Genomic DNA, 24,579 nt, shown 5'->3' with positions numbered 1-24,579 from the left:
TGTGCCCCCGTGGGAGGGTGGATCAACCTCCCACGGGGGCACACCGTGTTGTGACGCACATGTACGAGAGAATGGACGGCATGGAGATGCCGAGGAATGAACGGTCGCAGGAGAGCCCCCACGTCCTCGTCGTGGGACAGGACGGAATGGCCCTCAGCGGCGGTGACACTGGCGACGAGTCGCGTGAGGTCCCGGTGACGGAGATGGTCGAACAGCCCGCGAAGGTCATGCGCATCGGCAGCATGATCAAGCAGCTGCTGGAGGAGGTCAGGGCGGCTCCTCTGGACGAGGCGAGCAGGGTACGGCTCAAGGAGATCCACGCCGGTTCGGTCAAGGAGCTGGAGGACGGACTGGCTCCCGAACTCGTCGAGGAACTGGAGCGTCTTTCGCTTCCCTTCACCGACGAGGCGATCCCCTCCGAGGCCGAACTGCGCATCGCACAGGCACAGTTGGTCGGCTGGCTCGAGGGCCTTTTCCACGGGATCCAGACGGCGCTGTTCGCCCAGCAGATGGCCGCGCGGGCTCAGTTGGAGCAGATGCGGCGCGCTCTGCCGCCAGGTGCTCCGCACGACGAGGAAGAGGGCGGCCAGCACGGCGCGATCCGCTCCGGCCCTTATCTGTGACCGGCCGGCCGGAAGGTGCGGGACCTGACCGCTGAAGGCCCTGGACGTGTGTGGGGCCCGGTCCGCCGTTCGGCGGGCCGGGCCCCACACACGTCCCCGCGTGCGAAAAGCGGGCTTCAGGCCTTGTCGGGCGCGATCAGCACGACCTTGCCCACATGTGCGCCGGACTCCAGCGCCCGGTGGCCTTCCGCCGCGTCCGTCAGCGAAACCGTACGGTCGACGACCGCGCGCACCCGCCCGCCGCTGATCAGCGGCCAGACATGCTCCCGGACGGCGGCCACGATCGCCGCCTTCTCGCCCAGCGGCCTGCCCCGGAGCGATGTGGCGGTCACGGCAGCGCGCTTGCGCAGCAGGGCGCCGAGGTTCAACTCGCCCTTCACGCCGCCCTGGAGGCCGATGACGGCGAGGCGGCCGTTGACGGCGAGTGCCTTGACGTTCCGGTCCAGGTACTTCGCGCCCACGATGTCGAGAATGACGTCCGCGCCTGCCCCGCCGGTGGCCTTTCCGATCTCCTCCACGAAGTCCTGCTCGCGGTAGTCGATCAGGATGTCGGCTCCCAGTTCGGCGCAGCGCGCGAGCTTTTCGGGGCTGCCCGCGGTGACGGCGACGCGTGCGCCCACCGCCTTCGCCAGCTGGACGGCCATGGTGCCGATACCGCTCGCACCCCCGTGGATCAGCAGGGTCTCGCCGGGGCGCAGATGGGCGATCATGAAGACGTTCGACCACACCGTCGCCGTCACCTCGGGAAGCGCGGCGGCCGTCGCCAGATCCATGCCGTCCGGGACGGGCAGCAGCTGTCCGGCCGGCACCGCCACCTTCTCCGCGTACCCGCCACCCGCCAGCAACGCGCACACCTCGTCGCCCACGGCCCAGCCGGACACGCCCGGCCCCAGCGCCGAGATCCGGCCCGAACACTCGAGACCGGGGTACGGGGAAGAACCGGGCGGAGGATCGTAGAAGCCCTGCCGCTGCAGGAGGTCGGCGCGGTTCACCGCGCTCGCCACGACATCGACGAGGACTTCGCCTTCGCCGGGTACGGGGTCGGGCACCTCGGCCCAGACCAGCGCCTCCGGGCCACCGGGCTCGGGAATCGTGATCGCATGCATGGCCGCGAGGCTACTCCGAGGAATTGGGGGAGGAACTGTTCTCCGCCCGCACGATGGTGATCAGCCTGTCGGTGAGCTGCAACGGGCTGGCGGCGGGGTCGTCGTACCCCAGCAACCGGTGGCCGCGCAGTACGGAGACCACCAGGTCCTCCGTCTCGCGCACATTGCGGCCGACCTCTGCCTTTATCACCGGACGCTCGATCAGGTCGAGGCCGCTGCCCTGCTGGATCAGATCCTCCATCACCGTTCCGGCGCTGGGGCTGAGCACGGACAGGCCGAGCAGCCGACCCGCCGCACCGGAGCTCGTGATCACCGCGTCCGCGCCGGACTGGCGCAGCAGGGGGGCGTTCTCCTCCTCGCGGACCGCGGCAACGATCTTGGCGCCGCGGTTGAGCTGGCGGGCGGTGAGCGTGACCAGCACGGCGGTGTCGTCCCGCTGGGGTGCGATGACGATCTGCCGCGCCTTCTGCAGCTCGGCGCGGATCAGCACGTCGCTGCGCGTCGCATCCCCGACGACTCCGACGAATCCCTCCGCGTTGGCGGCGTCGATCACCTTGGCGCTCGGGTCGACGATGACGATCTGGTCCTTCCTCAGCCCTGTGGCACAGAGCGTCTGCATCGCCGATCGTCCCTTCGTACCGAAGCCGACGATGACGGTGTGCTCGCGCAAGTTGGACCTCCAGCGGTTCAGCCGCCACTCCTCCCGGGTGCGCTCCGTGAGGACCTCGAGAGTGGTGCCGACCAGGATGATGAGGAAGAGCACGCGCAACGGCGTGATCAGCAGCACGTTCATGAGCCGCGCGCCGTCGCTGTACGGGACGATGTCGCCGTAGCCGGTGGTGGAAAGCGTGACGGTCGCGTAGTAGACGGCGTCGAGGAAGTCGACCGTGTCGTCGGAGTTGTCGTGATAGCCCGCCCGGTCGGTCCAGACGATCAACACCGTTATGGCCAGCACCATCAGGGCCATCAGCAGGCGCTTGCTCACCTGGCGCAGCGGACGTTCGACGATACGGCGGGGGAGCTTCACCCGGCCTTTGACGAGATGCTCGTCGGCGTTGCGGGCCATGGCGTCGTGGCCGGGAAGTTTCACGTGAAACACCCTCCTGCGCCGGTCCCGGGTGTCCAGGACGTCCAGGTGGCCCAGGGAAGATCGAGGACCTCGAGCTCGTCTCCGGGCCGTGCTCCGCCGGGCGGAACCACGGCGAGACCGTCGGCCGCCGCTGTTCCGCGGAGCATCGCCGGTCCGTTGTAGTGCAGCGGGATCAGCCGGCCGTCGCGGTGCACAAAGGGAACGAGCCGCGTGTCGTGCGGGTGCCCGTGCACCTCGTCGCGTACGGGAGCCCGGTACGGATCGGCGGCCGGCCGGCCCGCGAGGCCGCGGAGCAGGGGCTCGGCCAGCGTCAGAAGCCCGGACACGGCGGCGAGCGGGTTGCCCGGCAGTCCCACCAGGTGACGGCCGGGAGCAAGCCGCGCCAGCAGCATCGGATGGCCCGGTCGTACGGCCACCTGGTCGACCAACAGCTCGGCGCCCGCCTTCCGCAGCACCGGATGAACATGGTCGACGGGGCCGGCGGCCGTACCGCCGGTGGTGACCACGAGGTCGGCCTGCGACGTGGTCACTGCGCTGTGGAGGGCATCCGCGTCGTCCCCGAGACGGCGGGTGGCCAGCACCTCCGCCCCGAGGGCCCTCAGCCAGGGGCCGATCATCGGGCCGAGGGCGTCACGGATCAGGCCGTCGTGAGGGAGTGAGGAGGTGAGCAGCTCGTCGCCGAGCACGAGGACCTCCACACGCGGACGAGGGAAGATGACCAGCTCGTCGTATCCGGCGGCGGCGGCGAGACCCAGCACCGGCGGCGTCACCACGGCTCCCGCCGGCAGGAGTCGGTCGCCGGAGCGGCATTCCTGACCCCTGGGGCGGATGTCCTGACCGGGGACGACCTCACGGTCGGCATGGAGTTGGCGAGCCGCCGTGTCGATACGGGCGTGCTCACTGCGGATCACAGCGGTGGTCTCCGGCGGGATACGGGCGCCGGTGGCGATCCGTACCGCCGTTCCGTCGGGGAGCGGTTCCGCTGCGCCGTGGCCGGCCAGGATCGAACCGTCTCCTTCCGCCGTCCACGGCCCGGGACCGGCGACGGCCCAGCCGTCCATGGCGGAGGTGTCGAAGGAGGGGAGGTCGCACAGGGCGGTCAGCGGTTCGGCGAGCACCTGCCCGAGCGCCTCGCCCAGCGGCACGCGGTGGGTACGCGGCGTGGCGGTACGGCCGATCCGCGCGGCCAGGGCGCGGGCCTGCGGCCATGCGGTGGCGCGGTTCCGCCTCGTGACGGGGCCGTCGGCCGCAGCAGCTGGGGCGTCGGAGGCGGTGGGACTCGCGGCGCGCGCGGTGGGGCCGTCGACCGGCGCGGAGCCCTCGACAGGCGCACCGGTGCCGGGTTCGTGGCCCGCTCGCGGGCCGATCAGGGCGAGCGCTTCGTCGACTCCGTCCAGCTCGCCCCCGGCGGTCGGGGGCGATCCTGCGGGATCCGCCGGTGTCCGCCCGCTTTCGGCCGCCGCTGCGGCCTCACGATCGCGACCGGTCATACCGTTGCGTCCCCGCCACTCGTATCAGGCGCCGCGCCTGCGGGCCGCCCGCTCCGCTCCGCCTCTTCGGCCTCTGCCGCCCAGCGCGCGGCCAGAGCCGCCGCCTTACGGGCGGCCGCCGCGACGGCGTCGGGGCCGCCGCCTTCGGCCTTGGCCGCCGCGTAACCCACCAGGAAGGTGGTCAGTGGCGCGGCGGGGCGCGCGACGCCGTGCGCGGCGTCGCGGGCGAGATCGAGAAGGACGTGTGTGTCGACGTCCAGCTCGATGCCGAGTTCGTCCTTGACTGCGGTGATCCATTCGTCCAGCACGGTCCCATGCTCCCTGATGCGGGCCCGGGCTGTGGAGATGTCCTCCCAGGTGTCGCAGTCGAAGGAGGCGAGGGGGTCGGTCTCGATCCGGGCCAGGTCCAGTTCCCCGGTCAGTAGACGCAGCGGCAGCCCGGAAAGGCTCCCGTGTTCGACCGCGAGGAGAGCGAGTTCACGTTGAAGTGGCTCGGCGCGGTAGGCGGCCACCAGGGGCTGGTCACGGCCGTCGGCATCGGTGAGGACAACGCCCTCGCTGTCCCGTGAGGCGAGGGCGTCGATCAGTTGCCGCACCGTTCCCTCGCCGAGGAACGGCAGATCGGCCGAGAGCACCAGGAGCGACTCGGCGGCCGTGTGCCGGACGCCCGCGTCCAGCGCGGCGAGAGGCCCGCCGCCGGGGGGCTCCTCACGCGCCCACACGACACGGCGCGAGGTGGGCCTGCGCCCGCCGACGACAACGGTGCGGTCCGCGTCCCGGCAGGCTGCCAGGACGCGGTCGAGCAGGGCCCGCCCGCCCACACTCACCGCCGGCTTGTCGGCCCCGCCCAGGCGCTTCGCGGCACCTCCGGCGAGAACGATGGCGTCGTACGCGGTAGTCGCGGTAGTCGCGGTCATTCCTGAAGTATGGTCCGCGACCGCGCGGGCGGGGAGCCCGGGGCGATCTCCGTTCCGCGCGGGCCTGCCGGGCCCCTACAGGGTGCGGAGCAACACCGCCGGGTTTTCCACGCAATCGGCCACGTATCGCAGGAAGCCTCCCGCCGTACCGCCGTCGCAGACCCGGTGGTCGAAGGTGAGCGAGAGCTGGACGACCTGGCGGACGGCCAGCTCACCCTGGTGGACCCAGGGCTTCGGCATGATCCGGCCCACTCCGAGCATCGCGGCCTCGGGGTGGTTGATGATCGGTGTGGAACCGTCGACCCCGAAGACGCCGTAGTTGTTCAGCGTGAAGGTGCCGCCGGTCAGGTCCGACGGAGTGAGCGTCCCTTGACGGGCCACCTCGGTGAGCCTGGCGAACTCGGCCGTCAGTGACTCAGCCGATCGGCTGTGCGCGTCCTTCACGACGGGGACGACCAGTCCGCGGTCGGTCTGGGCAGCGAAACCGAGGTGCACAGCGGGCAGCCGCACGATCTCTCGGGCGTCCATGTCCACCGTGGAGTTGAGCTCCGGGTGGCGGGCGAGCGCGGCCGTGCAGATGCGGGCGAGGAGCGCGAGCAGCGAGATCTTCGGTCCGCCCGCCGCGTTCATCGCGGTCCTCGCGGCCATCAGTTCGGTCGCGTCGGCGTCGACCCAGCAGGTGGCGTCCGGGATTTCACGCCGGCTGCGGGACAGCTTGTCCGCCACCGCGCCGCGCACCCCGCGAAGCGGGACCCGCTCGGCGTGCGCCGGGGTGGCGACGACCGGGGCGACGGCCGCGGCGGCGGCAGGCACCTCGGGAACACGCAGGGCGCGCTCCACATCGGCACGCATGATCAGACCGTCCGGCCCGGAACCGGTCAGCGACCGCAGATCGACATCGTGCTCGCGTGCGAGCTTGCGGACGAGCGGGGAGATGACGGCCACGGGACCGCTCTGCGCCGACGGCGCGGTGCCGTTGGCACGGGCGGAGACGGGCGCGGGGGCCGGGGCGGCGGCCGCGGCCACGGGAGGCGCAGGAGCCGCGGGAGCGGCAGGTGACGCCGGGGCAGCGGGGGTCGCGGGGGCTCCGGGGACCGCGGGGCGGATACGGCGTCGCCGTGCCGCGGGCGCGCCGGTCCCGTAACCGACCAGGACGTTGCCGGACGACTCCGCGGTGCCGGGGGAGGACTTCGAGGCGCCGGAACCCGCGGGCGCCGAGCCGTTTCCGGAGGCGGACGCGTCCGCCCCGTCCTCCTCGGCCGCACCGACCGCGACCGTGATCAGCGGGGCGCCGACCGGAAGTTCGGTGCCCTCCTCGCCGAACCGGGCGGTCACCACACCGCCGTACGGGCAGGGCACCTCGACCATGGCCTTGGCCGTCTCGACCTCGACGACGGGCTGGTCGATCGCCACGACATCGCCCACGGACACCAGCCAGCGGACGATCTCGGCCTCTGTCAGGCCTTCCCCCAGGTCGGGGAGCTTGAATTCGAGCACCTGAGCCATCAGCTCCCCGCCTCCCACTGCAGTCGCGCCACGGCGTCCAGCACTCGGTCGACGCCTGGCAGGTGATGCCGCTCGAGCATCGGCGGCGGATACGGGATGTCGAAGCCGGCCACCCGCAGCACCGGCGCTTCCAGGTGGTGGAAGCAGCGCTCGGTCACCCGCGCGGCGATCTCGCCCCCGGGGCCCCCGAAGCCGGTGGCCTCGTGGACGACGACCGCCCGTCCGGTGCGCCGGACCGACGCACAGACCGTCTCGTCGTCGAACGGCACCAGCGAGCGCAGGTCCACGACCTCCAGGTCCCAGCCCTCGGCGGCCGCGGCCTCCGCCGCCTCCATGCACACCGGCACGGAAGGGCCGTACGTGATGAGGGTGGCGCTGCGGCCGGAGCGGCGCACCACCGCCCGGCCGATCGGTTCCACCGCGGCCGGCGCCTGAGGCGACCACTCCGCCTTGGACCAGTACAGCCGCTTGGGCTCGAGGAAGACCACCGGGTCGTCGGAGGCGATGGAGGCACGCAGCAGGCCGTACGCGTCCTCGACCGTGGCGGGCGTGACGACGTGCAGGCCGGGAGTGGCCATGTAGTACGCCTCTGAGGAGTCGCTGTGGTGCTCGACCCCGCCGATCCCGCCGCCGTACGGCACCCGCACCGTGATCGGCATCGGCATGCCGCCCCGCGTACGGTTGCGCATCCGGGCGACATGGCTGATGAGCTGCTCGAACGCCGGGTACGCGAAGGCGTCGAACTGCATCTCCACGACCGGCCGCAGCCCGTACATGGCCATGCCTACGGCAGTTCCGAGAATGCCCGCCTCGGCCAGCGGTGTGTCGGTGCAGCGGTCCTCGCCGAACTCCTTCGCGAGCCCGTCCGTGACCCTGAAGACGCCGCCGAGCGTGCCGACGTCCTCTCCCATCACATGGACCGCCGGATCCTCGGCCATGGCGTCGCGCATCGCGCGCTGCAGGGCCTGGGCCATGGTTGCGGGCTTCACCGCGGCCGTGGTCATCGTGCCTCTTCCTCAGCGTCCAGCTCCGCCCGGAGCAGCGCCGCCTGCTCGCGCAGCTGCGTGGTCTGCTGCGCGTAGACGTGCTCGAACAGGTCCATCGGGTTCAGTACCGGGTCGGCGTTCATCCGCTCACGCAGGTCCGCCGCCATCGTCTCGGCCGCCCGGGCGGCCGCCTCCCTGCCCTCGTCGTCGAGCAGCCCGCGCTCCGTCAGCTCCCGCTCCAGCAGCTGGATCGGGTCGTGGGCGCGCCAGGTCTCGACCTCGCTGTCAGCGCGGTACCGGGTGGCGTCGTCGGCGTTGGTGTGGGCGTCCATGCGGTAGGTGACGGCCTCGATCAGAGTGGGGCCGCCGCCGCGCCGGGCGCGGGCCACGGCCTCGCCGAGCACCTCGTGCACCGCGACCGCGTCGTTGCCGTCGACGAGCCGGCCGGGCATGCCGTAGCCGACGGCCTTGTGGGCCAGGGACGGCGCGGCGGTCTGCTTGGCCAGCGGGACGGAGATCGCGAAACCGTTGTTCTGCACGAGGAAGACCACCGGCGCGTTCCACACGGCGGCGAAGTTCAGCGCCTCGTGGAAGTCGCCCTCGCTGGTGCCGCCGTCGCCGATCATGGCGAGTGCCACGACGTCGTCGCCCTTGAGGCGGGCGGCGTGCGCCAGGCCCACGGCGTGGGGCAGCTGCGTGGCCAGCGGGGTGCACAGCGGCGCGACACGGTGCTCGTGCGGGTCGTAGCCGGTGTGCCAGTCGCCGCGGAGCAGCGTCAGGGCCTGGACGGGGTCCAGGCCGCGCGTCACGGCCGCGAGGGTGTCCCGGTAGCTCGGGAAGAGCCAGTCCCGCTCCTCGAGCGCCAGCGCCGCGCCCACCTCGCACGCCTCCTGGCCGGTGCTCGACGGGTAGACGGCGAGCCGGCCCTGCTTGGTGAGGGCGGTGGCCTGCACGTTGTACCGCCGGCCGCGGACCAGCTCCGCGTAGAGCCGGAGCAGCAGCTCCGGGTCGGCAGCGGCGGCCGCCTCCGTCCCGAGCACGCGGTACGGCTCCGGATCGGGGAGCAGCGGTGCGGGATCGGTACGGGGCTGCCATGCGGGGGGCGGTGTGGGCCGGTAGGCCGCGGCTGCGGACCCGGGCAGCTCCTGGACCGTCATGCTGCTCTTTCTCAACGCGAGCACCTCCTCGTGGGAGCTACGACGAAAGCGATGAAGCATCGGATGGGAGGCGCGCGAGTGTGGCCGCCTCACCTACCGATTGTTCGGTCGTGGACGCATTTTGGCTACAGGCACGGGCAGCCTGTGGACAAACGGTTCTCCACAGCATGAGATGGAGACAGGTCGTCCATGCTTGCAACGCGGGGGGACACGGGAGATGAACAAATGGCCGAGGGTGGGGATCACATGGGACAGACGCCTCCGGCACGCCCCCTGGACGCGATCGACCGCGACATCCTGCGGATGCTCCAGACGGACGGCCGTGCGTCGATACGCTCCGTCGCCGAACGCGTCCATGTGTCCCGCGCCAACGCGTACGCCCGGATCAACCGGCTCATCGACGACGGCGTGATCCGGGGCTTCAGCGCACGGGTCAACCACGAGAGGGCCGGCCACGGCGCCTCCGCCTACATCACCCTCAAGATCGTGCAGAACTCGTGGCGGACCGTGCGGGAGCAGTTGCAGGCGCTGCCCGGCGCGGCCCACATCGCGCTCGTCAGCGGAGACTTCGACGTCCTGCTGCTGGTGCACACACCGGACAACCGCACACTGCGGGAACTCGTCCTGACGAAGCTCCAGTCCATCCCGGAGGTGCTGTCGACCCGGACGCTGCTCGTCTTCGAGGAGACCGACCTCGACCCTTCGCCGGGGCAGGCCGCCACACCCGGAGCGCCCCCGGACACGGACCCGCTCTGACCGCACGGGCCGGACTCGGGCCCGCTCCCAGTACACGGGCCCTCCGGGGGCGATGCCGGGCCGTCCGGCGCGGCGGGCGTCCGGCGGGCGTCAGGAGTCGGTGCGCAGCCCGTCGAAGGCGATCCGCACGACGGTCTCCGCGACCTGGTCACCGTCGTGCCCGCCGCCGGAGTGCGGTCGGTACCACTCGACCAGCGAGTTCACCATGCCGAAGAGCAGCCGTGTCGCCAGCCGGATGTCGACATCGGCCCGCAGGTCGCCGTCGGCGGCAGCCGCCTTCAGCAGGTCCGCGACCCGCTGGTCGAACTCACGGCGCCGCTCCAGGGCCCACCGCTCGGTCTTGGTGTTGCCCCTCACGCGCAGCAGCAGCGTCACGTAGGGAAGTTCGGCCATCAGCACCTCGACGGTGCGGCGGGTGACGTACTCCACCCGCTCGATGGCCCGTCCGCGCTGTGCGCCGCTCTCCTCCAGGATCGCGAACAAGGAGTCCAGCGCCCGGCTGACGGCCCGGCGCAGCAACTCCTCCTTGCCCGTGACGTGGTGGTAGATCGAGGACTTGGAGATCCCGGCCGCCTTCGACAGGTGCTCCATGGAAGTGCCGTCGTAGCCGCGCTCGTTGAAGATCCGCACGGCGACGGTCAGCAGGGTCTCCGGCGTATAGGTGTCGCGTCTGGCGGTGGTCATGAGGCGTCTTCCGCTTCGCCGTCGGCCAGCGACCGCTGGAACAGTGCCAGCGACGGGGCGTACCGCCCGGTCGGGCAGCGCTCGTCCAGGTTCTCCAGCAGGTCGTGGGCCCAGGCCGCCGGCAGGCTGCGCCTCCACTCCACCGGACCCCGCGGGTAGTTGACGCCGAGCCGCATCGCCGTGTCGATGTCCGCCTCGGTGACGACGCGCTTCGCCGCCGCGTCGGCGGCGATGTCGATCAGCATCGCCACGGTGCGCGCCACGATCATGCCGGGTACGTCGGGGATGACGCTGACCTGCTTGCCGAGCGCCTGGAAGAGGCCCGTCGCCTGGGCGAGGGTCTCCGGCCGGACGTCGTCCGCCGCGGACAGGGCGATCCGCGTCGCCGTCCGGTAGTCGAGGGCGAGATCGAAGTAGACGACGTCCCGGAACTCCTGGGAGGTCTGACCGTCCGCGAGCACCAGCTGTCCACCGCTGGGCAGCAGCAGGCGCGCCCCCTGGTCCTCGTCCTGCTGCCGCACCTCGACTCCGGCCTCCCGGATCATGTCGATCAGTGCGCCCGCGGGCTTGAGATCGCCCTCGACCACGACGTACTCGGGAGCCTTCTGGGGCTCCGCGGTGTGGGGCGCGGGCTTCTCGGCCCCCTCCGCGTACGAGAACCAGCCGTGCCCGGACTTGCGGCCGAGGCGGCGCGACTCGACCAGACGGCGCTGTGGGAGGGAGGGCACGAACTTGGGACTGAAGAAGAAGGACTCCCACACCGACCGGGTCACCGCCTCGTTGACGTCCTGGCCGATGAGGTCGGTCAGTTCGAAGGGACCCATCCGGAAGCCGCCGGACTCGCGCAGGACCGCGTCGACGGTGGCCGGGTCGATGCCGTGCTCCTCGTGGACCGCGAATGCCTCCGCGTAGAAGGGCCGGGCTATGCGGTTGACGACGAAGCCGGGGGTGTCGGCGCAGCGCACCGGGGTCTTTCCCCACGCCAGGGCCGTCGCAGAGGCCCGCTCTGCCGCCTCCTCCTCGGTGGCGTGACCGCTGACGATCTCCACCAGGGGCAGCAGCGGGGCGGGGTTGAAGAAGTGCATGCCGACGAATCGGCCGGGATGCGCGAGAGCGCCCGCGACAGCCGTGACCGAGAGGGACGATGTGTTGGTCGCGAGCAGGCAGTCTTCGGCGACGACCGCCTCCAGCGCGGTGAAGAGCTCCTGCTTGACGGAGAGCTGTTCCAGAACCGCTTCGACGACGAGTGCGGCATCGGCGAGATCGGCGAGGTTCTCGGCCGGCAGAAGCCTCGTCCGGGCGGCGTCGCGCTCCGCGGGCGTCATCCGGCCCTTCTCGACGAGCCGGTCCAGGCGGGCGCCGATGGCCCCCGCCGCTTCCTCCGCCCGCCCGGGAACGGCGTCGTGGAGACGTACTGGATGGCCTGCGGCAAGGGCGACCTGCGCGATCCCCTGGCCCATGGTTCCGCTGCCGACGACGGCGACGGCACGACTCGTATCGATGGCGGTCATGGACGCGATCCTCCCCGATGAGTTGTCCACAGGTTCGACAGGCCCCCTTGTACCGACCGATCGTTCGGTTACTCTAACTCTGTCCTTCCTCCCCTGCCCAGCTCGACGAGGAGTTGGTCCGCATGCAGCTGACCGAGACCCACCGGCCCACGCTCGACCAGGCCCTCGAGGCGATCCGCACGCGCGCGTACTGGTCTCCGCATCCCGAGCATCCCAAGGCATACGGCGAAAGCGCGCCCGCCGACGGCCTGGCGGCCTTCGAGGCGCTGCGCGGCTCCCGCTTCGACCTGGACCAGCCCGGTACGGACGGCTGGACCGGCGGCGAGGTCTCGCCGTACGGACCGGAGCTGGGCATCGAGTACCCGCACCCGGACCTCGACGTCCTGCTGCCGGCGATGCGTGCCGGCATGGCGGCGTGGCGCGAGGCCGGCCCCGAGACGCGTGCCCTCGTCTGCCTGGAGATCCTGTCCCGGATCAGTGCCCGCACCCATGAGTTCGCGCACGCGGTGATGCACACCAGCGGGCAGGCCTTCATGATGGCGTTCCAGGCCGGCGGCCCGCACGCACAGGACCGCGGCATGGAGGCCGTGGCCTACGCCTACGAGGAGCAGACCCGCACTCCCGCCGCCGCGGACTGGTCGAAGCCGCAGGGCAAGCGTGACCCCCTGGAGCTGAAGAAGACGTTCACCACCGCCGGCCGCGGCATCGCGATGGTGATCGGCTGCAACACCTTCCCGACGTGGAACGGCTACCCGGGTCTGTTCGCCTCCCTCGCCACGGGCAACCCGGTCCTGGTGAAGCCGCACCCTCGCGCGGTGCTCCCGCTGGCCCTGACCGTGAAGGTGGCCCGCGAGGTGCTCACGGAGGCCGGCTTCGATCCGAACCTTGTCTGCCTGGCCGCAGAGCGCCCGGGCGAGGGCATCGCCAAGACGCTGGCGACACGACCCGAGATCAAGATCATCGACTACACGGGGTCGACCGCCTTCGGCGACTGGCTGGAGGCCAACGCCCGCCAGGCGCAGGTGTACACGGAGAAGGCCGGCGTCAACACGGTCGTCGTCGACTCCACCGGCGACTACAAGGGGATGCTCTCCAACCTGGCCTTCTCGCTGTCCCTCTACAGCGGCCAGATGTGCACCACCCCGCAGAACGTACTGATCCCCAGGGACGGCATCACCACGGAGTCCGGGCCCAAGAGCTTCGACGAGGTGGCCGCGGACCTCGCCGCCTCCGTGGGCGGCCTGCTCGGCGACGACGCCCGGGCCAACGCCCTGCTGGGAGCACTGGTCAATCCTGATGTGAAGGCCCGGCTCGAGGCCGCGGCCGGTCTGGGCGAGGTGGCGCTCGAGTCGCGGGAGGTCCCCAACCCGGAGTTCCCCGGCGCGACGGTGCGGACCCCGGTGATCGTGAAGCTCGACGGCGCCCGCAAGTACTGGGATTCCGCGGACACGGAGCCCGCCTACCTCTCCGAGTGCTTCGGCCCGGTCTCCTTCGTGGTGGCCGTGGACTCGACCGAGGACGCCCTGGAGCTCCTGCGCCGGACGATCCGCGACAAGGGCGCGATGACGGTCGGCGCCTACACCACCTCGGAGGAGACCGAGCGAGCGCTTGAGGACGTCTGTCTCGACGAGTCCGCGCAGCTCTCGCTGAACCTCACCGGCGGGGTGTACGTCAACCAGACCGCGGCCTTCTCCGACTTCCACGGTTCGGGCGGCAACCCGGCGGCGAACGCGGCACTGTGCGACGGCGCCTTCGTCTCCAACCGCTTCCGCGTGGTCGAGGTCCGCCGCCAGGCCTGACGCGTCGGACCCTGAGGCCGGGCCGCAGGGGCCCGGCCCCTGCGGTGCGGTCCGCGTCCGGCGTGGGCCGCCTGACCCGGCGTGGGCCCGGCGCGAGCGCGCTCACAGCCCGGCGCGAGCGCGCTTCGAGGCCGCGCCGGTCAGGCTCCCGGAAGCGGCACGTCGGCGTACCGCTGCACCCAGGCGTGCATCGCGATGGCCGCAGCCGCTCCCGCGTTGATCGAGCGCGTCGACCCGAACTGCGCGATCGAGCACACCATGGACGCGTGCTCGCGGGCATCGTCGGTGAGGCCGGGCCCTTCCTGGCCGAAGAGAAGCACACACCGGCGCGGCAGTTCTGTCCGCTCCAGCGGTACGGCTCCCGGAAGGTTGTCGATCCCGATGATCGGCAGCCCCTCGGCGGCCGCCCACCCGGTCAGTGAGGCCGTGTCCGGGTGATGCCGTACATGCTGGTAGCGGTCGGTGACCATGGCGCCGCGACGGTTCCAGCGACGGCGTCCGACGATGTGGATCTCCTTCGCCAGAAACGCGTTGGCGGTGCGCACCACCGAACCGATGTTGAAGTCGTGGCCCCAGTTCTCCACAGCCACATGGAAGTCGTGCCTGCGCGTGTCCAGGTCGGCGACGATGGCCTCACGCGTCCAGTAGCGGTAGGGGTCCACGACGTTCCGCCGGTCACCGCCGGCCAACAGCTCGGGGTCGTAGCGCTCGTCCTGCGGCCAGGGCAGCGGGTGCGGGCCGACGCCGACTTCCGGGGCGAAGCCCTCGTCGTACTGAAGCGGTTCTTCGGTGGTGCTCACCCGACGAGCGTACGGGGCCGCTCCTCGCTCCCCTGCGGCTGCCGCCCCGGAAGGCTCCTCCCCGCCGTCAGCCGGTCCCGTCCGCGCCCCGCCAGAGCGCCCAGGCCGACCAGGAACGCGGTCGGCAGGAAGACCGCGTCCGCCGCGATCATCGCGAGCGAGAAGAACGGCAGCCCGAGCAGCACGGCGATCGCCGCGTGCTCGAGGATCATGATCACCAGCAGGACGTTCTTGACGCGCCGGTTGAAGAGCGTGAACGGGAAGGCGACCTGCACGATGACCGTGCCGTACGTCAGCAACATGACGATCACACCGCTCGAGGCCAGGAGCCCGGAAAGCGCCGGCCACGGAGCGAAGTAGTCCAATTTGAGCGGGTAGTACAGCGCCGTGCCGTCCTGCCAGCGCGACCCCTGGATCTTGTACCAGCCGGCGGTCGCGTAGATCGTGCAGACCTCGGCCATGATCACGACGAGAGCGGCGTTGTGGACGACGTTCGCCATGACGTCCAGCAGGGTGCGTGGCTCGCTTTCGGGAGCCCGGCGGTTCACCGCCCACCACACGCCGTGAGCCGCCCACAGCCCCCAGAAGAGGACGAGGATCCACGTGTCCCCGCCCATCCCACCCACGAACGTGCCCACGAAGAGGGCCGCACCGAGCACCGCCCACAGAATCGGCCCTGTCCGGTCGGGAGCGGGGCCGCGGGCGGTCCGCCGGGCGTCCAGTGACCAGACCTGCGCACAGCGCGTCAGCACGAGGTAGATGGCCATGAGGTGGACGACGTTGTCACCACCGTCGCCCACGAAGATAGAGCGGTTCTGCACGGACAGGACGCCGACCATGAACACCACGGACATTGCGCGGGTGCGCCAGCCGAGCATCATCAGCAGGCTGGACAGCACGCAGACGCCGTACACGAACTCGAACCACAGGGCGCTGTCGGACCACAGGAGCACGCTGAACGCGTTGTTCTCGGCGATCAGTTCGCGGCCCATCTCCCAGCTCCAGGGACCGTCGGGTCCGTAGAGGTGGTGGCGGCCCGGCAGCTCGCGCAGAAGGAACAGCAGCCAGGTCGCCCCGAAACCGATCCGGACGACGGCGCTCTGGTAAGGCCCGAGGGCGGTCGCGGTGACGCGCTGGACGGCACGGGCGATCCTGCGGTCCCTGGTCCTGTCCGGCTTCACCGGGTCGCCTCCGTTCCGGTCGCCGCGTTGTCGACGCCACCGGGCAGGTCCGCGGCGGTCACGGTCCACCAGGGCAGCTCCCGGTGGACCGGCCGCGTGCCGATCTTCTCGTCGCTCCACGGCGGGGCTTCGATCGACGTGGTGGTCGCACGGAGCTGGATGCGCTCGACGGGGCCGCCGAGGTCGTGGTGGTCGAGGCGGCTCATCGCGATCCTGCGGATGTAGCTCTCCGAGAGCCGGCCACGCAGTCCGCCGGACCGGCTCCCGGTGTCGTGCGAGCCCACGTAGAAGTCCCAGGCCCGGCGGAGCTGGTTGTGATCACGATGGCTGGGGAGCAGATTGCCGCGGATCTTTGCGCCGTCCTCGGCGGAGAGGTCGATCCAGTCGCTGGTGGTGCGGCCGCCTCCGGTGGTCGTGTACTCGGCACGCACCTCGACGGCGATGTTCTGCTGGAGCGGATTCGGGGCGAAGAGCTTCCAGTTCTGCTCGAACTCGGGGTAGACCCAGCCGTCGACGACCTCACCGTGCTGCTTGGTCACGGTGTTCGAGGGGGCCACATGGAGGAAGACCATCGCCAGGTGGACACAGGCCACGGCGGCTGTCAGGGCGAGCGCCACGGCGGCCGCCACCTGGTAGGGGAGGGACAGCCCGGCCATACCGCCGGTGGGGGCTGCCGAGGACTCGGGAGGGCCGGAATCCTCGTGCGGGACGGGTGCGGCAGTCTCGGCGGCGAGGGCCGAGGAGGGGCCCGGGGCGGAGTCGCAGCCCTGGGCGAGGTCGGGGCCGGGGTCCTGGGCGGGGTCGGAGCCCGGGGCGGGGTCGGGGCTCGGTATGTGTGGCGGGACGGAGACCTGCTCGGCGTCCGATTCGTCACCCGGAAGATGGCCGGTCCGGGCCGTTGGCCATGCCTCGCGACGACTGCCCGGCACACCGGCTTCCGGCTGCCCGGCAGGGCGAGGCCGGGGCACTCCGGAGCTCAGGCTTCCGGCGCCTTTGCCTTCCTCGTCCTCGTAGGAGTCCATCCCCGCCCCGATCCCCGTCGGCCACCTCGGTCATCCACAGGGTTGACACCCTACGGGCCGTCGACCGACCATTGAAGCCGATGAACCGAACGATCGGTCGGTAGGGGAGTCCGGATGACGGCAGTGACTGCGGATGCGTACGAGGCGGCGTTCGACGCCGCCGTGGCCGCCGACGAGCGGATCGAGCCGCGCGACTGGATGCCGGAGGCGTACCGCGCCTCGCTGGTTCGCCAGATGGCACAGCACGCGCACTCGGAGATCATCGGCATGCAGCCGGAGGCGAACTGGATCACGCGCGCCCCGTCGCTGCGCCGCAAGGCCATCCTGATGGCCAAGGTGCAGGACGAGGCCGGCCACGGCCTCTACCTGTACAGCGCCGCGGAGACGCTCGGCACCACGCGCGACGAGCTGCTGGACAAGCTCCACAGCGGCCGCCAGAAGTACTCCTCGATCTTCAACTACCCGACGCTCACCTGGGCCGACGTCGGCGCCATCGGCTGGCTGGTCGACGGCGCGGCGATCACCAACCAGGTGCCTCTCTGCCGCTGCTCGTACGGGCCCTACGCCCGTGCGATGGTGCGGGTCTGCAAGGAGGAGTCGTTCCACCAGCGCCAGGGCTACGAACTGCTGCTCGCCCTGTCCAATGGGACGCCCGAGCAGCACGCGATGGCCCAGGACGCCGTGGACCGCTGGTGGTGGCCGTCGCTGATGATGTTCGGACCGCCGGACGACGCCTCCGCCCACTCGGCGCAGTCCATGGCCTGGAAGATCAAGCGGCACTCGAACGACGAGCTGCGGCAGCGCTTCGTGGACATCTGCGTGCCGCAGGCCGAATCCCTGGGTCTCACCCTCCCTGACCCGGACCTGCGGTGGAACGAGGAGCGCGGTCAGCACGACTTCGGCGCGATCGACTGGTCGGAGTTCCAGGACGTCCTCAAGGGCAACGGCCCCTGCAACGAACAGCGGATCAGCCAGCGCAGGCGGGCCCACGAAGAGGGAGCCTGGGTCAGGGCCGCCGCCGCCGCGTACGCGGAGAAGCACCAGGCAGCACAGCACACCGAATCCGTGGAGGCGACGGCATGAGCAGTTCGACCGAATGGCCGCTGTGGGAGGTCTTCGTGCGTTCGCGCCGCGGCCTGTCGCACACCCACGCGGGCAGCCTGCACGCGCCGGACGCGGAGATGGCCCTGCGCAACGCGAGGGACCTGTACACGCGCCGCAGCGAGGGTGTCTCCATCTGGGTGGTGCCGTCCACCGCCGTCACCGCGTCCTCACCGGACGAGAAGGACCCGTTCTTCGAGCCGGCCGCGGACAAGCCGTACCGCCACCCGACCTTCTACGACATCCCGGAAGGGGTGAAGCACCTGTGATCCCCACGACCGACCCCACCGGGACAGTGACCGCCACGGCGGCGCTGGCACTCGGCGACGACGCCCTGGTGCTCTCCCACCGGCTGGGGGAGTGGGCCGGACACGCGCCGGTCCTCGAGGAGGAGGTCGCGCTCGCCAACATCGCCCTCGACCTGCTGGGACAGGCACGCGTGCTGCTCTCGCTCGTGGGCGACGAGGACGAACTGGCCTTCCTCCGCGAGGAGCGCTCCTTCCGGAACCTCCAGCTGGTCGAGCAGCCGAACGGCGACTTCGCGCACACCATCGCCAGGCAGTTCTACTTCTCCGTCCACCAGCGGCTGCTCTACAAGCAGTTGGCCGCTGGGGACGGCCCGTTCGCCGGACTGGCCGGCAAAGCGGTCAAGGAGGTCGCCTACCACCAGGACCACGCCGAACACTGGATCGTCCGGCTCGGTGACGGCACCGAGGAGAGCCGCGAGCGGATGCAGCGGGCGTGCGACGCGCTGTGGAAGTTCACGGGTGAGATGTTCCAGCCGGTCGACGGACTCGAGGTGGACGTCCATGCGCTGGAGGCCCTCTGGCTCGAGCGCGTCACCGGGATTCTTGAGCGGGCGACGCTGACCGTCCCCGCCGGGCCGCGCACCGGCGCCTGGTCGGCGGGAGCGGGACGCCAGGGTCTGCACACGGAGTCGTTCGGACGGATGATCGCCGAGATGCAGCACCTGCACCGCAGCCACCCGGGGGCGTCATGGTGACAGAAACCCGCACCGGAACGGATACGAGGCTGGAGGCGGAGCTGCGCGCACTGGCGGGCTCGGTCCCCGACCCGGAGCTGCCGGTGCTGACGCTCGGAGAGCTCGGAGTCGTCCGTGGTGTGCGACTGCTCGGTCCCGGGAGCGTCGAGGTCGAGCTGACGCCGACGTACACGGGCTGCCCGGCCATCGAGGCCATGACCTCGGACATCGAGCAGGTGCTGCACGACCGCGGAATGGCCGACGTCTCGGTGGTCAGGGTGCTCGCACCGGCCTGGTCGACGGACGACATCAGTGCGGAAGGGCGCCGGAAGCTGGCCGAGTTCGGCATAGCTCCGCCCCGCCCCCACGCGTCGGACGAACCGGTGCCGCTCACTCTCTCGGTGCGCTGCCCGAACTGCGGCTCGACCGACACGGAGCTGCTGAGCAGGTTCTCCTCCACGGCCTGCAAGGCCCTGCGCAGGTGTGTCACCTGTCGCGAACCCTTCGACCATTTCAAGGAGTTGTAGATGTTCCATCCGCTCCGGGTCAGCGCGGTCGAACGGCTCACGGACGACTCGGTGGCCGTCACCTTCGAGGTGCCGCCAGAGCTGCGCGAGACCTTCCGCCACACTCCCGGCCAGCACATCGCGCTGCGCCGGCTCGTGGACGGTGTGGAAATCCGCCGTACGTACTCGATCTGCACCCCCGCCGCCGCGGCCGACGACGCCCCAGTGCTGCGTGTCGGCATCCGGCTGGTCGACGGCGGCGAGTTCTCGACGTACGCCCTGAAGGAACTGTCCGTCGGCCACACGGTCGAGGTGATGTCCCCCGCCGGACGGTTCCTGTTCCCGCCACGGCCGGGTCGCTTCGCGGCCGTCGTCGGCGGCAGCGGCATCACGCCGGTGCTGTCGATGGCGTCGACGCTGCTGGCGCAGGAGCCGGAAGCCCGTTTCTGCCTGGTCCGCAGCGACCGCACCGCGGCCTCCACGATGTTCCTGGAGGAGGTGGCCGACCTCAAGGACAGGTTCCCGGACCGCTTCCAGCTGGTCACCGTCCTCTCCCGTGAGGAGCAGCAGGCGGGCCTCCCGTCGGGGCGGCTGGACCAGGAGCGCCTGACCGGTCTCCTTCCGGCGCTGCTGCCGGTGGCGGACGTGGACGGCTGGTTCCTCTGCGGGCCGTTCGGACTGGTCCTCTCCGCGGAGCGCGCCCTGCGCGGGCTCGGGGTGGACCGGGGTCGCATCCATCAGGAGATCTTCCACGTCGACGACGGCTCCGCGGCGGCCCCCGTCACCGCGCCCGCACCGGCCCACGCCTCCCTCACCGCGACGCTCGACGGCCGGTCGGGCACATGGCCGGTACAGGAAGGCGAGTCGCTCCTGGAGACGGTGCTGCGCAGCCGGGCGGACGCGCCCTACGCCTGCAAGGGCGGTGTGTGCGGCACATGCAGGGCATTCCTGGTGTCGGGTGAGGTCCGCATGGACCGCAACTTCGCGCTGGAGCCGGAGGAGACCGAAGCGGGCTACGTCCTGGCCTGTCAGTCCCACCCGGCCACGGCGGGCGTGGAGTTGGACTTCGACCGCTGAGACGTGCTCCACGGCCATTCCCTTCCGACCCTCCCTGACCTATCTTGACGACCCGTCAGATCGGTCGTGTCGCGGAGGGAATGTGCAGTGGACTTCACCTTCACCGAAGAGCATCTGGCAGCCGTGGAGGCCGCCACAGCGGTCTTCTCCGCAGTGGCGCCCGATGCGGTGCCGAGCCCCGCGCTGACGCCAGGGGCGGTCGACGAGGAGTTCGACCGCCCGCTGTGGAGCCGGCTCGCCGACTCGGACCTGCTGGGACTGGTCCTGCCGGTGGAACACGGCGGGGCCGGCCTCGACCCCATCGCGCTCTGCCTGGTGCTGCGCGAGTCGGCGAAGGTGCTGGCGCGCGTACCTCTGCTGGAGACGAGTGCCGTCGCGATGACGGTGGCGCGTTGCGGCAGCGCCGAGCTTCAGGAAGAACTTCTCCCCCGGGTCTGCCGCGGCGATCTTGTGCTCACGGCAGGGGCCAACGGCCGCACAGGACACGACTCCGCCGAGCTTGCCGTCACCGCGCGCCGCACGACAGGACCGGCGGGCGGCTGGTCCCTGGACGGGATCCAGACGGCGGTCCCGTGGGCGCAGTGCGCCGACCTTCTCGCCGTTCCCGCCCACACGGACGACGGCAGGGCGGTCGTCGCGCTGCTGCCGAGGGGCCGGGGCGGCCTCACCCTCGCCGAGCAGGTCTCCACCAACGGCGAGCTTCTGGCAGAGGTCCGGCTCGACGCGGTCCCTGTCGAGGACCGGCACCTGATCGACGACGAGAAGGCGTGCGAGTGGCTCCGGCATCTGCTCGCCACGGGTACCTGCGCCCTGGCTCTCGGCCTCGGTGAACAGGTACTCGCCATGACCGGCGACTACACGGGCAAGCGGGAGCAGTTCGGTTTCCCCGTGGCCACCTTCCAGGCAGTGGCCGTGCAGGCCGCGGACCGTTACATCGATCTGCGCGCGATGGAGGCCACCCTCTGGCAGGCCGCCTGGCGTATCAGCACCGGCTCCGGCGGGGCGCTGCCAACCGTGGGAGACATCGCGGTGGCCAAGATCTGGGCGTCGGAGGGGGTGCGGCGCGTGGTGCAGACCGCTCAGCATCTGCACGGCGGTTTCGGTGCGGACACCGACTACCCGCTCCATCGCTACCACGCCTGGGCCAAACAGCTCGAGCTCTCGCTCGGGCCGGCGGCAGCCCACGAGGAGGTGCTGGGCGACCTGCTCGCCGCCCACCCACTCGGCTGACGACGGTTGTGCGGCCTGGCCCGGCAGCGACCACGGCTCCGTGGCTCGCCGGCGGACGGCCATGGCTTGCGCGACCTGCCCGGCGAACCGGCACAGGGCGGGGACGGGATCGTCAGAGCACGAAGGCCTGGTCGCCGCTCTCGGTGACCATGGGCCGTCCCGCCCCGTCCCAGGCGAGCATGCCGCCGTCGATGTTCACGGCGTCGATGCCCTGCTGCACGAGGTACTGGGTGACCTGCGCGGAGCGCCCGCCGACCCGGCACATCACGTACGCGCGCCGACCGTCGGCCAGTGCCTCGGTCACCTCACCGAAGCGGGCCACGAAGTCGCTCATCGGGACGTGCAGTGCGCCGTCGACATGGCCTGCCGCCCACTCGTCGGCCTCCCGCACGTCCAGCACAAGGCCGTCGGCCGGTACCGCCGCGACGTCGACGGTGGGCAGCGGGGCGAAGTTCATGGGTGATGCCTTCTCTCGTACGTGCGGTCGGACCCCGTTTGCCCGGCGGCCCGCTCCCGGTCCCGCCTGTGCGAGGACCCAGGAAACCTACTTCACCAGTGCGGCCAGTTCCGTCTCCCGCTCGGACACCTGCGCCAGCAGCTGTTCGGCGATCTCCTCCAGGAGACGGTCGGGATCGTCGGGCGCCATCCGCAGCATCGCCCCGATGGCGCTCTCCTCGAGCTCCCGGGCGACCGCGGTCAGCAGCTCCTTGCGCTGCGCCAGCCACTCCAGCCGGGCGTAGAGCTCCTCGCGCTCGCTGGGCGGTGCCGCGGCGGGCACCGGGCCGGCCGCCCACTCCCCGGCCAGGTCCTTCAGCTTTCCCTCGTCGCCGAGGGCGTAGGCGGCGTTCACCCGCGCGATGAACTCCTCGCGCCGGGCCCGCTCCGTCTCGTCCTGAGCCAGGTCCGGGTGAGACCTACGGGCCAGCTCGCGGTACAGCTTGCGTGCTTCTTCGCTCGGCCGTACCCGCTTGGGCGCCTGCACGGTCTGGTCGGTGAGCATCGACGCTGCCTCGGGGGAGAGGCCGTCGGAGTCCATCCAGTCGTGGAACAGCTCGTCGACACCCGGCATCGGCAGGACCATGGCCCGCGCCTCCTGCGCCTTGCGCAGATCCTCCGGATCGCCACTTCGTGCCGCCCGCGCCTCCGCGATCTGCGCGTCGAGCTCGTCCAGCCGCGCGTACATCGGGCCGAGCTTCTGGTGGTGCAGCCGGGAGAAGTTCTCCACTTCCACCCGAAACGTCTCCACCGCGATCTCGAACTCGATCAGCGCGTGCTCGGCCGCCCCCACCGCCTTCGCCAGCCGGGCCTCCGGCCGGTCCTGCCCGTCGGGCTCCGCGGCCTGCTGTGCGGCGCGCTCTTCGTCGTTCGGGGTCGTCGGTCCCCCGGCGGCATCCTCAGTCACCGCACCAGCCTACGGGCGCTGCCGGGCGCCCTGTCACACACCCAGTTCAGCGGCTGTCCGGCCGCTCTTGACGGCCGTCAGCAGGTCCTGGTGGTCGGCCTCCGTGCGGTCCGCGTAGATCACGGCGAACGCCGCGACCGCCTCGTCCAGCTCCTCGTTCTTGCCGCAGTATCCGGCGAGCAGCCGCGGGTCGGCGCTGTGCGCGTGGGCACGGGCGAGCAGGGCCCCCGTCATCCGGCCGTAGTCGTCGAGCTGGTCGGGGGTGAGCACCGCGGGATCCACGCTGCCCTTGCGGTTCCTGAACTGCCGCACCTGGAAGGGACGGCCCTCCACCGTGGTCCAGCCCAGCAGACTGTCGCTGACGACCTGCATCCGCTTCTGGCCGTGCACCACCCGCCGGCCCTCGTGCTCCGTCTCCGGCACGGGGAAGCCGACGGAGGGGAGGTACGGGAGCAGCGCGGACGCGCGTGCCTCCTTGACCTGCAGCACCAGCGGATCACCGCGGTGATCGAGCAGCAGCACCACGTAGGACCGCGTCCCCACGCTTCCGGTGCCCACCACCCGGAAGGCGACATCGTGGATCGCGTAGCGCGCGAGCAGCGGAAGACGGTCCTCCGCGACGGTGGTCAGGTACTCCCCGAGGGAGGCGGCCACGGCCGCCGCCTCGGCGTCCGCGACCCGGCGCAGGACCGGCGGAGCGTCCACGAACCGGCGCCCGCCGCCGCCGGCTGTCGCCTCGTCGCCGTCTCCGTCGCCGTCGTTCACGGCCTCCGTCGACCTCGCCGCGAAACGCGCACTCGTGTTGTTGCGGGCCTTCGCCGCGACCCGCTCCAGTGTCCCGAGCAGGTCCCTGGCGTCCGTGTGCGAGACGAGTTCCTCGTCGGCTATCGCGTTCCACGCGTCGAGAGCCGGCAGCTTGGCCAGCAGCCGCATGGTGCGCCGGTAGGCGCCCACGGCGTCGAAGGCCGCCGCGCGGCAGACGTCCTCACCTGCGCCGGCCACGCGTCCCGCCAGCACCAGCGACGCCGCGAGCCGCTTGAGATCCCACTCCCACGGCCCCACGACGGTCTCGTCGAAGTCGTTGAGGTCCATGACGAGGCGGCCACGGGCGTCCCCGTAGAGACCGAAGTTGGCAGCGTGCGCGTCGCCGCAGATCTGCGCGCCGATACCGGTGACGGGCGTGCCGACCAGGTCGTGGGCCATCAGGGCGGCCGCGCCCCGCAGGAAGGCGAACGGGGAGGCCGCCATCCGCCCCACGCGTATCGGGGTGAGCTCAGGCACCCGGCCGCGGCTGGACTCCTCCACCGCCCGTACGGCGTCGGGGCGCCCGGCTGTCGGCAGCAGCGAGTCGTGCGAGGAACGCGGGACCCGCTCCCGCAGCGCCTTGCCGGCGTCCTTGGGAGACTGCGCGCCCTTCGCGGCCTGCGTGAGCGGTGCGAAACCCCGCACGGCGGGAATGCGCGGACCGCCGACTGCGGAACCGGTGGCCGCACCGGCCGCACCGGCCGTCCCCGTGTCCCGGCGCTCCGGCCGCTGCTCCGGCAGCAGCGCCCTGATCTCGCTCATGCCAGCCTCCCCCGGCGCGTACGCCATCAACATCCAGTGGGCACGACCGTACCGCCGGGTCGCGACAGCCGTCTCCCCCTGTGGACA

Annotated in this window: 24 protein-coding genes; 9 read left to right on the top strand and 15 right to left on the bottom strand. The window is 71.4% G+C overall.

The annotated features are described in order from the left end of the window. Positions 1 to 80 precede the first annotated feature (80 nt). Entirely contained in the window at positions 81 to 623 is a 543-nt protein-coding gene (locus ACFYV1_RS16305) for a bacterial proteasome activator family protein (protein ID WP_389396443.1), read from the top strand. Between the two features lie 116 nt (positions 624 to 739). On the opposite strand, the gene ACFYV1_RS16300 is transcribed toward ACFYV1_RS16305, so the two are convergent. The 7 genes from ACFYV1_RS16300 to pdhA all read right to left on the bottom strand — a co-directional run bounded on the left by ACFYV1_RS16300 (position 740) and on the right by pdhA (position 8,875). Further along, the gene (locus tag ACFYV1_RS16300) at positions 740 to 1,729 is read right to left on the bottom strand and encodes an NAD(P)H-quinone oxidoreductase (protein WP_389396122.1); all 990 of its coding nucleotides are present in this window, start codon (positions 1,727 to 1,729) and stop codon (positions 740 to 742) included. A 10-nt stretch (positions 1,730 to 1,739) separates the two neighbouring features. Then, positions 1,740 to 2,795, bottom strand: a complete 1,056-nt coding sequence (locus ACFYV1_RS16295; RefSeq protein ID WP_389396442.1) for a potassium channel family protein — start codon at positions 2,793 to 2,795, stop codon at positions 1,740 to 1,742. A 20-nt stretch (positions 2,796 to 2,815) separates the two neighbouring features. Further along, positions 2,816 to 4,309: a molybdopterin molybdotransferase MoeA gene (locus ACFYV1_RS16290; protein WP_389396121.1), complete on the bottom strand. Its 1,494-nt coding sequence runs from the start codon at positions 4,307 to 4,309 to the stop codon at positions 2,816 to 2,818. Beyond that, complete coding sequence (locus ACFYV1_RS16285; RefSeq protein WP_389396120.1) at positions 4,306 to 5,226, bottom strand: NTP transferase domain-containing protein; 921 nt, start codon at positions 5,224 to 5,226, stop codon at positions 4,306 to 4,308. Before ACFYV1_RS16285 ends, ACFYV1_RS16290 begins: the two co-directional genes overlap by 4 nt. A gap of 75 nt (positions 5,227 to 5,301) precedes the next feature. Further along, a complete protein-coding gene (locus ACFYV1_RS16280) occupies positions 5,302 to 6,732 on the bottom strand; it encodes a dihydrolipoamide acetyltransferase family protein (protein ID WP_389396119.1) in 1,431 nt (476 codons plus the stop codon). Further along, the gene (locus tag ACFYV1_RS16275) at positions 6,732 to 7,736 is read right to left on the bottom strand and encodes an alpha-ketoacid dehydrogenase subunit beta (RefSeq protein WP_389396118.1); all 1,005 of its coding nucleotides are present in this window, start codon (positions 7,734 to 7,736) and stop codon (positions 6,732 to 6,734) included. The genes ACFYV1_RS16280 and ACFYV1_RS16275 overlap by 1 nt, the downstream gene beginning before the upstream one ends. Next, the gene (pdhA, locus tag ACFYV1_RS16270) at positions 7,733 to 8,875 is read right to left on the bottom strand and encodes a pyruvate dehydrogenase (acetyl-transferring) E1 component subunit alpha (RefSeq protein ID WP_389396441.1); all 1,143 of its coding nucleotides are present in this window, start codon (positions 8,873 to 8,875) and stop codon (positions 7,733 to 7,735) included. Before pdhA ends, ACFYV1_RS16275 begins: the two co-directional genes overlap by 4 nt. Before the next feature lie 225 nt (positions 8,876 to 9,100). On the opposite strand from pdhA, the gene ACFYV1_RS16265 reads away from it, so the two are divergent. Beyond that, positions 9,101 to 9,631 (top strand): Lrp/AsnC family transcriptional regulator, encoded by a 531-nt coding sequence (locus ACFYV1_RS16265; protein ID WP_389396117.1) that lies wholly within the window; start codon positions 9,101 to 9,103, stop codon positions 9,629 to 9,631. Positions 9,632 to 9,721: 90 nt separating this feature from the next. Here ACFYV1_RS16265 and ACFYV1_RS16260 read toward each other — a convergent pair whose 3' ends face one another. Beyond that, positions 9,722 to 10,315: a TetR/AcrR family transcriptional regulator gene (locus ACFYV1_RS16260; protein WP_389396116.1), complete on the bottom strand. Its 594-nt coding sequence runs from the start codon at positions 10,313 to 10,315 to the stop codon at positions 9,722 to 9,724. Continuing rightward, entirely contained in the window at positions 10,312 to 11,826 is a 1,515-nt protein-coding gene (locus ACFYV1_RS16255; RefSeq protein WP_389396115.1) for a 3-hydroxyacyl-CoA dehydrogenase, read from the bottom strand. Before ACFYV1_RS16255 ends, ACFYV1_RS16260 begins: the two co-directional genes overlap by 4 nt. A 122-nt stretch (positions 11,827 to 11,948) precedes the next feature. Here ACFYV1_RS16255 and paaN point away from each other — a divergent pair, with 122 nt between their 5' ends. Next, positions 11,949 to 13,625 carry a phenylacetic acid degradation protein PaaN gene (gene paaN, locus ACFYV1_RS16250; RefSeq protein WP_389396114.1) on the top strand — a complete coding sequence of 559 codons (1,677 nt, stop codon included), beginning with the start codon at positions 11,949 to 11,951 and terminating at the stop codon, positions 13,623 to 13,625. A 140-nt stretch (positions 13,626 to 13,765) separates the two neighbouring features. On the opposite strand, the gene ACFYV1_RS16245 is transcribed toward paaN, so the two are convergent. The 3 genes from ACFYV1_RS16245 to ACFYV1_RS16235 are packed head-to-tail and all read right to left on the bottom strand — an operon-like array spanning position 13,766 to position 16,628. Further along, positions 13,766 to 14,425, bottom strand: a complete 660-nt coding sequence (locus ACFYV1_RS16245; RefSeq protein ID WP_389396113.1) for a TrmH family RNA methyltransferase — start codon at positions 14,423 to 14,425, stop codon at positions 13,766 to 13,768. After that, positions 14,422 to 15,606, bottom strand: a complete 1,185-nt coding sequence (locus ACFYV1_RS16240) for an HTTM domain-containing protein (protein WP_389396112.1) — start codon at positions 15,604 to 15,606, stop codon at positions 14,422 to 14,424. The genes ACFYV1_RS16245 and ACFYV1_RS16240 overlap by 4 nt, the downstream gene beginning before the upstream one ends. Beyond that, positions 15,603 to 16,628, bottom strand: a complete 1,026-nt coding sequence (locus ACFYV1_RS16235; protein ID WP_389396111.1) for a DUF5819 family protein — start codon at positions 16,626 to 16,628, stop codon at positions 15,603 to 15,605. The genes ACFYV1_RS16240 and ACFYV1_RS16235 overlap by 4 nt, the downstream gene beginning before the upstream one ends. Before the next feature lie 114 nt (positions 16,629 to 16,742). On the opposite strand from ACFYV1_RS16235, the gene paaA reads away from it, so the two are divergent. The 6 genes from paaA to ACFYV1_RS16205 all read left to right on the top strand — a co-directional run bounded on the left by paaA (position 16,743) and on the right by ACFYV1_RS16205 (position 21,524). Then, the gene (paaA, locus tag ACFYV1_RS16230) at positions 16,743 to 17,711 is read left to right on the top strand and encodes a 1,2-phenylacetyl-CoA epoxidase subunit PaaA (RefSeq protein ID WP_389396110.1); all 969 of its coding nucleotides are present in this window, start codon (positions 16,743 to 16,745) and stop codon (positions 17,709 to 17,711) included. Further along, entirely contained in the window at positions 17,708 to 17,998 is a 291-nt protein-coding gene (gene paaB, locus ACFYV1_RS16225) for a 1,2-phenylacetyl-CoA epoxidase subunit PaaB (protein WP_389396109.1), read from the top strand. The genes paaA and paaB overlap by 4 nt, the downstream gene beginning before the upstream one ends. After that, positions 17,995 to 18,732, top strand: a complete 738-nt coding sequence (gene paaC / locus ACFYV1_RS16220; RefSeq protein WP_389396108.1) for a 1,2-phenylacetyl-CoA epoxidase subunit PaaC — start codon at positions 17,995 to 17,997, stop codon at positions 18,730 to 18,732. Before paaB ends, paaC begins: the two co-directional genes overlap by 4 nt. Beyond that, positions 18,726 to 19,238, top strand: a complete 513-nt coding sequence (paaD, locus tag ACFYV1_RS16215) for a 1,2-phenylacetyl-CoA epoxidase subunit PaaD (RefSeq protein ID WP_389396107.1) — start codon at positions 18,726 to 18,728, stop codon at positions 19,236 to 19,238. The genes paaC and paaD overlap by 7 nt, the downstream gene beginning before the upstream one ends. Next, on the top strand, positions 19,239 to 20,294 hold the full coding sequence (locus ACFYV1_RS16210) for a 2Fe-2S iron-sulfur cluster-binding protein (protein ID WP_389396106.1): 1,056 nt from the start codon (positions 19,239 to 19,241) through the stop codon (positions 20,292 to 20,294). It abuts the gene before it with no gap. Between the two features lie 87 nt (positions 20,295 to 20,381). After that, positions 20,382 to 21,524, top strand: a complete 1,143-nt coding sequence (locus ACFYV1_RS16205; protein ID WP_389396105.1) for an acyl-CoA dehydrogenase family protein — start codon at positions 20,382 to 20,384, stop codon at positions 21,522 to 21,524. 112 nt (positions 21,525 to 21,636) lie between these two features. On the opposite strand, the gene ACFYV1_RS16200 is transcribed toward ACFYV1_RS16205, so the two are convergent. From ACFYV1_RS16200 to ACFYV1_RS16190, 3 genes are all read right to left on the bottom strand, one after another. After that, the gene (locus ACFYV1_RS16200) at positions 21,637 to 21,981 is read right to left on the bottom strand and encodes a rhodanese-like domain-containing protein (RefSeq protein WP_389396104.1); all 345 of its coding nucleotides are present in this window, start codon (positions 21,979 to 21,981) and stop codon (positions 21,637 to 21,639) included. 87 nt (positions 21,982 to 22,068) lie between these two features. Further along, positions 22,069 to 22,926, bottom strand: coding sequence for a J domain-containing protein (locus ACFYV1_RS16195; RefSeq protein ID WP_389396103.1), 858 nt, complete (start codon positions 22,924 to 22,926; stop codon positions 22,069 to 22,071). Positions 22,927 to 22,959: 33 nt separating this feature from the next. After that, positions 22,960 to 24,492, bottom strand: a complete 1,533-nt coding sequence (locus tag ACFYV1_RS16190; protein WP_389396102.1) for a DUF2252 domain-containing protein — start codon at positions 24,490 to 24,492, stop codon at positions 22,960 to 22,962. Positions 24,493 to 24,579: the final 87 nt, after the last annotated feature.

Source organism: Streptomyces sp. NPDC003023 (genome assembly GCF_042888225.1).
GTDB lineage: Bacteria > Actinomycetota > Actinomycetes > Streptomycetales > Streptomycetaceae > Streptomyces.
The sequence above is the reverse complement of the archived record's forward strand: the minus strand, read 5'-3'. Positions and strand labels throughout refer to the sequence as shown.